Annotated in this window: 4 protein-coding genes; 1 reads left to right on the plus strand and 3 read right to left on the minus strand. The window is 34.1% G+C overall.

Annotated features, from left to right (window positions below):
• Window positions 1-184: 184 nt before the first annotated feature.
• Window positions 185-793: a hypothetical protein gene (locus ACWNT5_RS10930; RefSeq protein ID WP_456517341.1), complete on the plus strand. Its 609-nt coding sequence runs from the start codon at window positions 185-187 to the stop codon at window positions 791-793.
• Between the two features lie 362 nt (window positions 794-1,155).
• On the opposite strand, the gene ACWNT5_RS10935 is transcribed toward ACWNT5_RS10930, so the two are convergent.
• The 3 genes from ACWNT5_RS10935 to ACWNT5_RS10945 all read right to left on the minus strand — a co-directional run bounded on the left by ACWNT5_RS10935 (window position 1,156) and on the right by ACWNT5_RS10945 (window position 13,094).
• Window positions 1,156-5,001 (minus strand): hypothetical protein, encoded by a 3,846-nt coding sequence (locus ACWNT5_RS10935; protein WP_456517342.1) that lies wholly within the window; start codon window positions 4,999-5,001, stop codon window positions 1,156-1,158.
• Between the two features lie 489 nt (window positions 5,002-5,490).
• Entirely contained in the window at window positions 5,491-8,961 is a 3,471-nt protein-coding gene (locus ACWNT5_RS10940) for a glycosyl hydrolase (protein WP_456517343.1), read from the minus strand.
• A 209-nt stretch (window positions 8,962-9,170) separates the two neighbouring features.
• Entirely contained in the window at window positions 9,171-13,094 is a 3,924-nt protein-coding gene (locus ACWNT5_RS10945; RefSeq protein ID WP_456517344.1) for a family 16 glycosylhydrolase, read from the minus strand.
• Window positions 13,095-13,360 lie beyond the last annotated feature (266 nt).

Genomic DNA, 13,360 nt, shown 5'->3' on the forward strand with positions numbered 1-13,360 from the left:
AAACCTTTCTTTATAAAAGAACAAGCCAAATCATATAACAACAAATAAGAGAATAATTCTCCCAAAACATATAAATCATTCTTGGCATACAAGTTGATATCGCAGAGTGGTATTATAAAATAATAACATTAGAGTTCTTATTTTAAAAAAATAAATATCTTTAACCCAGTTAAAAAACCTAATTATGAAAAAACTATTACTAGTAGCTGTTCTTATGGCCACGACTGTTGCTTTTGCCCAAAAGAGAAAAGATCAAGAAGGAAGCATCAAAAATCTAAAAGGAATTTCTGAATACACACTTGTATTTAACTATGACAACCTTAAGGTTCATAAGTTCGATACTGAAGAAGAGTTCCTAAAAGATAAAATGGAAAAAAGAGAAAAGAAACATCCAGGAGAAGGAAGAGGTGAAAAATTCAAAAAATCATGGTTTGGTGATAGAGAAGAAAGATATGAGCCAAAATTTATTGAATCTTTCAACAAGCGTTTTGAAGATGGTGAAGTAAAAGTTGGAAAAGACCTTTCTAGTGCTACGCATACTATGAAGGTAAAGACAACTTGGATATATCCAGGTTACAATGTTGGTGTTTCTAGACAACCGGCAAAATTAAATGCTACTATTATTGTTTATGAAACTGCAAATCCTGATAAAATCTTATTCTCTACTAATTATATAAAAGTTCCTGGTGGAGGTGCTTTTGGTAATGACTATAACTCTGGTTATAGAATTTCTGAAGGATATGCTAAACTTGCAAAAGAACTTGCAAAATATATCAAGAAAAAGGCGAAATAAACATTTATTCGACATAAAGGAAAAGCTGTAGTAAGAGGTTACTACAGCTTTTTTTATTACAGTTTTTAATGGATATCAAAAGATAAAAGGAAAAGAACAAATAATACATTCAATTACAATTATTAATATCATTACGATTATCGATTGCGATCAGACATAGAAAAAAATATGGCTTAAAACATTTGAGTTATCACTTCTGTTATTTTAATAGCAATCTCAATTATATAATTCCGAATACATCTAAAAATTCCAAAAAAATTTAATCAAGTTGGATACAAGATATCTTTATTTAAAAAACAATCAATAAAAAAACCTGTAGCACATGCTACAGGTTTTCTTATTAGATGATCACAATTCACTACTTAATTGATCGTAGAAAATTGGATTGTTTCTGTATTTTCAGAAGTATCACCTTTCAGTACTAAAATATAGTTCATCATTGGTTGAATGTTTGCTTGTGAAGCCATATCTATAGTAAGTGTATTACAACCAGGATCTAGACTATCGGTCATTAATGGTCCTACTGCATTACCTTCCATGGTATAAATTTCGCATGTCACAGTTTGCGCTCTATCTACTTTAATATCAACATTCATTTGTCCGGTTCTGCTAACCGGTACTGGGAATGCAGTAGCCTCAAAAGCACTACTTAAACAAGGATCTGATGTTACAGATACAGTTACCGTATCTTCCACTGTACAACCGTTTTTGGTTACAGTAACACTATAAGTAGTTGTTTTCGAAGGCGAAACATTGATCGTATTTGTAGTCTCACCTGTAGACCAAAGATATGAGTCTACATCACCAGATACTGTTGCGGTTAGCGGAACTTGAATTGTTCCAAATTCTATTGTAATGTCATCTCCAGCATTCACTGAGATCTCTGTTACCATAACTGCTACCTCATCAGAAGCTTCACAACCATTTTGAGTAACTGTTACTGAATATATGGTATCCACTAAAGGAGCGACGGTAATATATCTTGTAGTTTCTCCGGTAGACCATAGATATGCATCTGCAATTCCCGCATCTAACTGAACTGTTTCTTCTACACAGATATACTGATCAGCTCCTAAATCTACGTTTGCTTCATTAACAAATACTGTTACCTCATCTGTATTTACACAGTCTGCACAATTCGAAACAGTTACTGTATAGGTAGTATCTTCTGTTGGCGATACTGTAATACTAGAAGTTGTTTCTCCAGTAGACCATAGATATTCTACACCATTGGTTTGTACATCAACACATTCTCCAATATTTATATTAAAATCTCCGAAAGAAGTAGGATCTCCTTCAATATTAAACCATCCAGAACCTCCATAAACTGCTGGAGTATATTCGAAAGTATTTGCTCCATTTCCTAGCTGAAATGCTTCTCCTCTTCTAGAGATATCATAACTTAAAGCCCCATTAATTTGAGTTACCGTACCACTTAACTCTGTATAATATACCCAACCTGTTGGATCTTCTGTTTGACAAGAACTAGCTTTTGGACTTCCCACTGGTGGTACTGTCGTAAATCCTGTAAAAGTAGCATCCACCATAAAAGAAGTATTGGTAGAATTATATTCAAAAACTTCTCCTTTTAAGGTTGCAGTTCCATCTGCATTCTCACTCCAAACTAAATCGACGTTTCTAAACCATAATCTCTTTCCTTGATCATTTATAAATACTACAAATTGATGATGTCTTCCCCTACAATAATCTGTGTCTTTGATACTATATCCAACACATTCTTCACACTCACCTTCTCCTGTAACTTCAGCCGTTAATGTAATTTCGTCTCCTTTACACATAAATTCATCCGTACCTGCATCTACAATCAATACTTCAACTTCTTCAATTGTAAACGTCCCTAGATCAACTGGGCAGTCTTCATTACCCCAACGTACCCATAAGTTATAATCTCCAACTTCTAAATCATTAAAACTATAAGAACCTGAATCATCTGGTACTTCAGTATATGTAAGACCTCCATCAATGGAAAATTGAATATGTGTACGATCAACAGTATCCTCAAAAACAAGTTGTATATCTCCTGTTGGATTAGTACAGTCTGCATTGGTAAGAATTACTTCGGCAACAGGCGCTTGTCTTACATGTAAATCTACGCTGTTAGAATATACATATTCTCCACACTCTTCGCTTTTTGCCGCTCTTCTATACCATAAAGAACCTGACTCAATTCTTGGTGGTAAATAGTTTATTCCGTTTGCCCCATCAATATCTTCCCAAGCTTGTCCTTGTTCTCTTTTTACCTGCCACTGATATACCACTGTTAAACCAGTTTCTTCGGCAAGGTCGGTTCCTGTTAACTCTTCTGGATCAAAAGCTTCGCAGTTGATTTGCGTTTCTTCTATTTCTCCTCCATCTTCAAGCTCGTTCTTATAGGTTACTGTAACAACATCTGTTGCTTCACAATCGTTACAATTTTTAACCGTAACTGAATATTCCCCAGCTTCAGTCACAGTAATACTTGATGTATTTTCACCTGTTGACCATAAATACGTTAGATCATTTTCATCTGTAGCGATACAATCACCAAAATTAATGTTGAAATCACCTCTATCGTATGTTTGGTCAGTAGTATCAAACCATCCACAAGCACCAAATTTACCTTTTTCAGCTTCTGTTTGATTTGCTCCATTACCCATTTGAAAAGCTGGTCCTCTTCTGGACAAATTAACAGACCAAGAACCATCTGTACTTTTTACTGTACCTACTAATCCTGTGTAGTATATCCAATCAGAACTATCCTCATCATTACAGATATGATCTTTTGGACTATCAGCAGGTGTATTCTCTACTTTTCCAGTAAATAAGGCATCTACTTCATATGTTTTTTGTTCTAAAGTGTGATCATACACTGTTCCAGAAAGTTTAGCAGTACCATCGGCAAACTCTTCCCACTGAAGGTCTACATTAGAAAACCATCTTGGATTCGCTCCATCTGTTAACCACATCACATAATTTTCATTTCTATTACAGTGATCGGTATCTAAAATAGTGTATCCAATACAATCGCTACAATTTTGATTCCCTTCTACAGTTGCTGTTAAGGTAACTTCCTCACCTTTACAAATTTCTACGTCTTCTCCAGCATCTACAGTAATCGTTTGATCTTCAATAGTTACTACTCCTAAATCAACAGGACATTGATTATTACCCCAACGTACCCAAAGATCATAACTTCCTGCTCCTAATCCTGTAAAGGAAAAGATTGCAGAATCGTCTGGTACTGTCTTATAAGTTGTACCTCCATCTTTAGAAAATTCGATATGAGTTCTTCCGTTAGTATCTCCAAAAGTGAAAGTAATGCTACCGTCATTCTTTTCACAATTAGCATTCTTTACACTAACATCTACATTTGGCACTTCTTTTACATGAATATCAACTACATTAGAATATTTGTAAGTATTACATCCTTCTATTTTTACAGCTCTTCTGTACCAAACCGAACCAGAATCTCTAAATGGAGGTTGGTAATTTTTAGCATTAGCTCCTTGGATATTTTGCCATTGTCCTCCGATATTCTCTTTTATTTGCCATTGGTATTTCACATTTCTTTGATCTCCACTACTTACTGCAGTACCCATAAACTCTTGTGGCGTAAAACCACCACAGTTCCACTGTGTTTTTTCGATCTTACCAGCATTCAATTCGCAGTTGTTATAATGAAGAACTTTTACTTTAAATTTCTCCCAAGAACCTATTCTTGATCTGTTACAGATCATCGGTTTCTTACCATTTTCAGAAGAAACATATTTACCATTACTTCCTTTTAAGGCAATTCTACCATTTCCTAACTTAACAACTTTAAACTTTTGCCAAGCCCAAACGTTATTTACGTTGCAATACATTCTTTTTTCTCCATTTTCTGAAGAAAGGTATTTCCCATTGTTTCCTTTTAAAGCAATTTTACCATTTCCAGCATCTACTACTACAAATTTTTCCCAAGAACCAATTCTAGTTCTATTAGCGTTAATAGGTTTCTTCCCGTTTTCTGAAGAAACATATTTACCATTATTGGCAATTAATACGATTGTTGCTCCAATAGGAACATCCGTATACGTTTCAAAAGCTTCAAAAGCCTTCTCTTCATTTTTGGCTTGTGTGGATAAAGACACAAAACATAACAAGGCTAGTAATACACTAGTGATATTACGCCTTTTTGATTTGTACTTTTCTAAAGTAATTTTCATCATAAGGTTGGTTTTTGTTAATGATTTTAAGTTAGTTTGTCTTTACATAAATTATACTCTACATGTAAAAAATGAAGAGTAAAAAAATGTAATAATGAAAATTGGAAATACAGTGAAAATCTAAAAACTAAGCACTAGTTTTTAATGTTATGCTAAAGCAATAACATTATGAAGTTTAACCCCTATCCCCAGCGCAAATATTATAAATTATGATATGTCTGAGAAGAAAAAAAAACGAAAAACGTTGAATAACAGATTCCTCCTATAAAATGTTAAAATCTCTTAATAAGTGTTAAATTGTAGTATAAGACTTACTTTTCTTAAAAAGATTACATTTCATCGAAAAATATCACTCAAACATCTAACTCAAAGGTTATTATTGGACAGTCTATTCGAAAAAAAACCATCAAAACAGACTCAAATAACTACAAAAAAGAAAAAAGTGATTTGAGCTATTCAAATCACTTTTTTATCTCAAATGAGAAACCTGTATTATATTTTTACCAATTTGAAACTTCGTATTTCGCTTCCATTATATAATCTCAAAAAATATATCCCTGTTGGGTTTTTACGCATATTAAATTCGAGTTCTTGTTGTTTTGAATCTATCATTTTATCCAAAACCACTTTGCCAGAAACATCCATGATCCGGTATCTAAAATAATCATGTTCCTTAGGTAGTGTCATATATGCTTTTTCCAAAAAAGGATTTGGGTACATCACAATGTCAGTTTCTACATCAGGAACCTCTGATATTCGGTTTTGATCACATGCTCCTACTATAAAATCATGTTTAGTAGCTGCAGTGTTATTTTCTCCTCCCGTTGGAAGACTATAAGTATAGTAGAAATAAATCTGCTCTCCACTATTGGCATTGATCTGAAAAGGTACATTAGGTGTTACCAAATATCCTGGATATGGTCCTGAAGTATTTGTACTATAATACAAAATACAAACTCCATCACCTACGCCATTAATCTCTGGTATAAAGGTAATCGTAGGATTAGATGTATCCGATGAAATTTCATAGCTATATTGGTTGTTAGCAGCTAATCCAGTACAGTTATCAATTGTAACTATCTCAGATTCTTTAAATTCTATATAATTCACATTTAAACCATTTGAATCGAAAACTAACCTTAGTTCATGATTCCCTTCCGCAATAGTAATATCATTTACAGAAACTGTCTCATACTGTTGCCAACTTCCTGTATTAGAAACGGATATAACATCTGTAATCGCAACACCATCAAGTTCTAAATGAAACTGACCATTCCCATTAGGTGAAGCTACACGAAAATCTATATCATAATTGGATGAAGAAGCTGTAGCAGAAATATCGTAAGCCAACCACTCGCTTGCTCGTATCCAACCAACATTATACGATCCTCCTACAACATCTCCAGTGTTTTCTATATCTACATCATCCTGCCGATATGCCCCTCCGGTATTCCCTGATGTAAGATCATGATACCCAATTCCTTCTCCTCCTTCATTATAGTCCTCTGCTTCAATTATTCCAGGAATCATATGATCATTATTTGGAGGAACAATAATTTCATCACCATCCGTTGTTAATAATGTATTTGCCGGAACAACAAATGAATCTATCTCTATATTATCCTTAAATACAATACATGTCTGATCTATATTCTTAGGATTATACACCACATAGGTTATCTTTCCATCTTTCTGAAAAGTACTACTTAATGGTAAACTTAGTCGATAATTTGATTGTCTTAATCCAAGGTTTTGAGAATTATGAGCATAATAATATGTTAAGGCACTTTCATTCGAATTATGAGCGACACCATATTCTTGAGATCCTATCGCACTATCCCAAAACTCATCAAACTTACTGGTAACACCTTCTGGATCAAAAAATAGTTTAAAACCCCAACAAACATTCATCCAGTCTCCACTTAAATTCCCTAAATCACTCTCCATATTATTGATAATCGGATCTACCAAAGCATTTACTTCGTTTGTCGTTAAGAAGTCATTCCAAAAGCTATATGCTGGTGTAATCGGCAACCATTGTATACCATGAATATAAGTGTCTTGCGCACCAAAAAAAGTTCCATAAACGTATCTATTCATTTCTAAAATACCAACTATAGGTTGCTCATATCCGATTTCTTCAAATACACCACTTTCATTATACCAATAATCAGCTATGGCTCTTCCTTCCATTACGTATCCATAGGCTGCAGCATCTCTCATCTCAACATTTTCAGTTATTTCTCCTGTCATAAACATTCCGGCCCAAGACTGCATTGCTTCTGAAGTAGATTCCTGATTGTTTCCAATAGCATTTCCTAAACCATTAGCAAAAGAATGCCCCATCCAAGGACTAAAAGTTCTCAAATAAGGGAAATCTGTATCATTTCTATCCCAATTAGCATACGTTTTTATAACTTTTGTAAGCATAGGCCAATATGCATCCATTGATCCTGGTTCTGCCATTTCTAATAATGCTCCAGCATGTGCTAAATATCCATAGTGAAAATGATGATCGGTAAAAAGTCCAGAGAAAAATTCCTCATTAAACCCTACTAATGCTTTCCACGCTGGATAGTATGCATAGTAAAAAGATGTCTCCCCTGGTGTATAAGTAAGCCAGTCATATGTTCTCTCTTTTGCAAAATTCAATAAATCTTGATAGTCTGGATGGCTGATTTCTTTGGCAATAAGAACATATTTAATTAGTTGGACCAAATATTTTCCTCCCCAATATGTGCCATCAGCAAAATTATCTCTGTCTAGGCGAGCATTATAATTATCGATCATTTCGATCAATTTAGCACGCTCATAAGGAGTTATATCACCATTATCGGTTATAGGTTCATTAAAATGTGGTAAAAGATTTGCGTTAAACTCATAATTAAAAGAAAAACTAGTTCCTTCAGCTAATTTTAATGTTCCTCTGGGTGTAGCGCTATATTCCCTATTATTAAGAAACGAAAAATTGTTTGTATTTCCTCTATAATGATGTGGAATAAAACCTTGTAAAACATTAGGTTGATTACCGATTATATTTATTTTTTCAACATTATAAGTAACATTTACCAGACCATTCTCGGGTCGATATTCATATATCGCTTTTGTATTCACAGGTTTTGAAAAAGCATAATCATGTAAAAAATTTAGATCTGATATTTCTGTTAATGCAGAAAAAACGATGTACTTACCATTACTATCTACTAGTTCTAGATCTCCTCCTATCCCATTTCTTGGAATGATGCTCGTACTTTCGGTAAGATGAACACCGTACAAATTTCCATCATATTCGATAATAAATCGATCTAAGGTTGCAGGAAAAACGAGTGGATTTCCATTAGCATCATAATAATTTCTAACACCAGTATGAATAGATTGAATAACAGCATCAAACCCATTTGGTTTTGTCCAGACAAATGGCATTCCTTGTGCTAAAGTAACATCAATGGTCTGATTATTGGTTGTACTTTGAACTTCTAAATCTACATGCCAATCAGACCAATTTATCGCTGATGTTTTGTTAGCTATAAAATCATTTCCAGTTAAAGTTACCAAGTAATCAACACTAACACCAACACTTTCATTACCTCCCCAGTCTTTTGCCGTTCTGTGACCAATTTGATATCCCTTATCATTTGCTCTTGATAATAGTGGGTATGTCCAAAGATTTCCTCCATTTCGGGATCCATCAGCATTTTCGTTATACAAAACACTCGTCCACCAATCATTTGTAGGTATTGGCCTGCCTATCATATCAGGACCGAGATCTAGTGTAGGATTTAGTGCTATACTCTGAAATGTTCCATTTTCGGGATCGTTTCCTATATATTCATGAGCAGGAGGATATTCTGCATAGGATCCTGCTCCCACGGGAATTACATTTTGGGTATAAAGCTCTGTATATGGAAATACTAGATACAGTAATCCCAATACTATTTTGGTGCATATTGTGGTTTTATTCATGAGTATGGTATTTGTGTGAATTCTAAATGAGTATGATATCTTGAGTTTTTATGTTGGTATTCATAAATATTGCATTAGAGTCTAATCTCATCAACAACTTCTTAAAAAGTATTTTTTGATGAAACAAAGATGAATACTCCAAGAATTCGATTTTTGATAGTAAGAAAATATTAGGAGCAACTTTTAATAAAGTCGCTCCTTTTGGTAGATTAGTTTTTAACTATTTTAGAGATAAAAGGTTCTGTATTTTGACCATAAGCTTTTATGATATATACACCTTTAGCTAATGAGCTAATATCTAAATTCAGTGCCGTTGTGGTTTTATCAAGTTGTTTTTTGAGTACTGGTACACCTTTAATACTGTACAAGTGAATTTGAGATATTCCATTAATGTTGGATATTTCTAAAACATCACTAGCAGGATTTGGGTACATCACAATGTCCGTTTCTACATCAGGAACCTCTGATATTCGGTTTTGATCACATGCTCCTACTATAAAATCATGTTTAGTAGCTGCTGTGTTATTTTCTCCTCCCGTTGGAAGACTATAAGTATAGTAGAAATAAATCTGCTCTCCACTATTGGCATTGATCTGAAAAGGTACATTAGGTGTTACCAAATATCCTGGATATGGACCTGAAGTATTTGTACTATAATACAAAATACAAACTCCATCACCTACGCCATTAATCTCTGGTATAAAGGTAATCGTAGGATTAGATGTATCCGATGAAATTTCATAGCTATATTGGTTGTTAGCAGCTAATCCAGTACAGTTATCAATTGTAACTATCTCAGATTCTTTAAATTCTAGATAATTCACATTTAAACCATTTGAATCGAAAACTAACCTTAGTTCATGATTCCCTTCCGCAATAGTAATATCATTTACAGAAACTGTCTCATACTGTTGCCAACTTCCTGTATTAGGAACGGATATAACATCTGTAATCGCAACACCATCAAGCTCTAAATGGAACTGACCATTTCCATTAGGTGAAGCTACTCGAAAATCTATATCATAATTGGATGAAGAAGCTGTAGCAGAAATATCGTAAGCCAACCACTCGCTTCCTCGTATCCAACCAACATTATACGATCCTCCTACAACGTCTCCAGTGTTTTCAATATCTACATCATCCTGCCGATATGCTCCGCCGGTATTCCCTGAGGTAAGATCATGATAACCAACTCCTTCTCCTCCTTCTTTATAATCCTCTGCTTCAATTTTCCCTGGAAGTGTATATAATGATAAATCGTTCTCTAAAACAGTAATTGTAGCGGATCCAGATACGGATCCACTAGATGCTGAAATGGTATGCATACCAATATTGGAACCAGTATATAAACCATCCGAATTAATGAAACCAATAGTAGCTGTCCAATCAACATTAGTAACAAACGGTTCTCCATTTTGATCAAATCCTTGCGCTTGAAATTGTAAAGTTTCTCCCTGATATATTTCTGTAGCATCAGAAGAAACAACAATAGAAGACAATACTGGAGTTGGCACAACATCTTCTTTTTGTAACGATCTCAAATTATCAAAATAAAATATGTAATCACTTTCGTTATTAGGGTCAAAAAGTAATACTACATTATCTATTTGTGCATCATTCACCACTAAATCGGGTGTTGCGGTTAATACAAATTCTAATGTATGCCAATTGTTTTGTTCTTTCACTACAGCTTGGTAAACACTATGTCGTCCTGTTGGATAGTTAGCTGGAGTTGCCATTGTACTTGATTCTAATTGCCAACTAATTACCGTTCCAATCGGAGCATCAGTGTAAATATCCATTGCAAATCTTTTTTCTTCAGAAACATATGAACTAGCATCATTGATAAAATTTGTTTCAAAAAACAAAACATCATATAGTTCAACACCATTTCTAACATATCTTCCCACTTGTGCTGATGAATTAATTTCATTTTCTTCTGGATTAACCGAAGGAGCTTGATACACTCCTGTTGATCTGGAATCAAAAGTCAAATGATCGTTACCATCATAATCCTGAATCATTTCCGAAAAAATATATGATGCAGGTAGAGAAGTAATCCCATATCTAAAATTATCAAAATAGTAGGTATCAGAAGTATTGGAGTTTGGATCAAAAAGTATCGAAATTTCATCGACGGATAAATTAGAAGTTCCTCCATCTGGTGATGCAGCATGTGTAAATGCTATGGTATGCCAAGCATTTTGTTCTGAAACTATTCCGATATACTGACTGTTTCTTCCTAATGGAAAATCGTTTTCCGATGTTACTTGATTTTCTAAACTAATAGTAATTTCTGTTCCAACTTCTGCTTCTGTGTAAATATCCATAACGAAAATTTGATCTCCTTCTTTAAAAGGATTACTATCCGTAATGATTGAGGTAGAAAAGCTTACTACATCATATTGTGACGAAGCATCTCTAACATAGCTAGCTACGTTAGCGCTATTATTTATATTATTTACAGAAGGGTTAGAAACATCCGCTGTATATACACCATTCTGAAAAATAGCATTTAACTCATTTACTCCATCATAATTAGCAATAATAACCTCATCTATTACTGGTACTTCTCCAGCTATCATACTTCTCATATTATCTAAATAAACAATATGATTTGTATTACTGTTAGAATCTATTAATAAAGCAAATTGATTTACTTCTAGAGCTCCAACGGTTACATCGGGTCTATCCAACAATTCAAATTCTAAGGTTTCCCACTGATTTTGGGTAGTAGATCTAGCAGCATATCGACTATGTCTTCCGATTGGCCAATCTCCAGACGATAAATTTCCATTTTCTAATTGTAAAATAAATTCCGTTCCAACCGGTGCCTCTGTATATACATCTATCCAAATAGATTTCTTTCCAGATATAAAATCTAGAGCATTTCCTATATCCGAAGATTCCATAAACAACACATCATACTGTGATCCTCCGTCTCGTTGATAGCTACCTACTAATGATGAATTGTTAGTGTTATCTGTCTCGGGATTAGTAATACTTTCTGTTAATACTCCTGAAGTCGTACTACCATAGATTAGGTTTCTATTTGATTCAAAATCTTCAAAAACAAAGTCTAAAGTTCTTGGTGGTTCTACAGTTACACTTATGCTATACTCATTACTCCCACAATTGGCGGTATTAACTGAAACTGAAACATCGCCACCAGTATTCCCCCAATTTACGGTGATCGAATTTGTACCTTGACCAAATACAATCGTAGCATCTGATGGCACTGACCAATTGTAAGAAGCATCCTCAGTTGGTGATATAGTGTATACTTTATTGGTATCACCTTGATAAACTGTATTATCTCCAGTGAGTTGTGTGTTAAAAGTTCCACTATAGACTCTTACATAATCTACCTCCATTTGTGTTGGATAATCTGATGGTGTAGGTGCTATAAATCCGGTATATGGAGTTCCTGGACCACCAACGGCTACATTAAGAATAATATACCAGTCTCCTTGATTAAATGGCCACGGATCCACGGTATTAGCAGGTGTAACAGCATGATATAATTGATCATCTACATACCATCTTATTTCTGTTGGCTCCCATTCCACAGCATATTCATGAAACCCTTCCGAAAGGTCCAAACCTGCATCATATTCTCTACCATTAAATTGATGACCTCCATTATTATAATGTACAGTACCACCGATAGATTCTGGGTTTTTATGTTGGGATTCCATGATATCAATTTCTCCAGTAAAAGGCCAACTTCCATTTTCCGGAAGCATCCAGAATGCTGGCCATATGCCACCTGCCGACGGTAATTTTATACTCGCTTCATATCTTCCGTATCGTGCATTAAATTTACCAGAAGTTATCAACTTAGAAGAAGTATATTGTTTTCCTCCAAAGGATTCATTTTTAGTTGTAATTATTAAATTTCCATTTTGTACTGTTGTGTTTTCTGATCTGTACCACTGCTCTTCTGCATTACCCCAACCACAGAGTGTAGGGCATCCATCTCCATTATCAAAACTCCATTTGGAAAGATCTACAGAAGTACCATCGAATTCATCGTTAAATATTAATTCAGAACATTGGGAATAACTAGTATTTAAGCAGCATATAAGAAAACTGCATAGTAAAATGGTTTTAAGAAATTCATTTGTTTTCATCATTAAAATGTTTTGTGTAAATAAGTTAGTTGTAAAATTTTTACATAATAATTCTATGCTATATGAATTTCTTCATATAGCTTTTCTTCTCTGCGTATTCGCATTATTATCAATAAATAATGGATACGCTAATTATGTTTTTCCCAAGTAGTCCGTGATACATAGAAACATTTAATCGGTTTCTATGATCTATTTCCAAGTGATATTAAAATATCGTGGTCTTAAATCTAGTTTTAGCTGTACAATGAATTTATACATAACTGAAA

Source organism: Aquimarina sp. 433, from assembly GCF_054054605.1.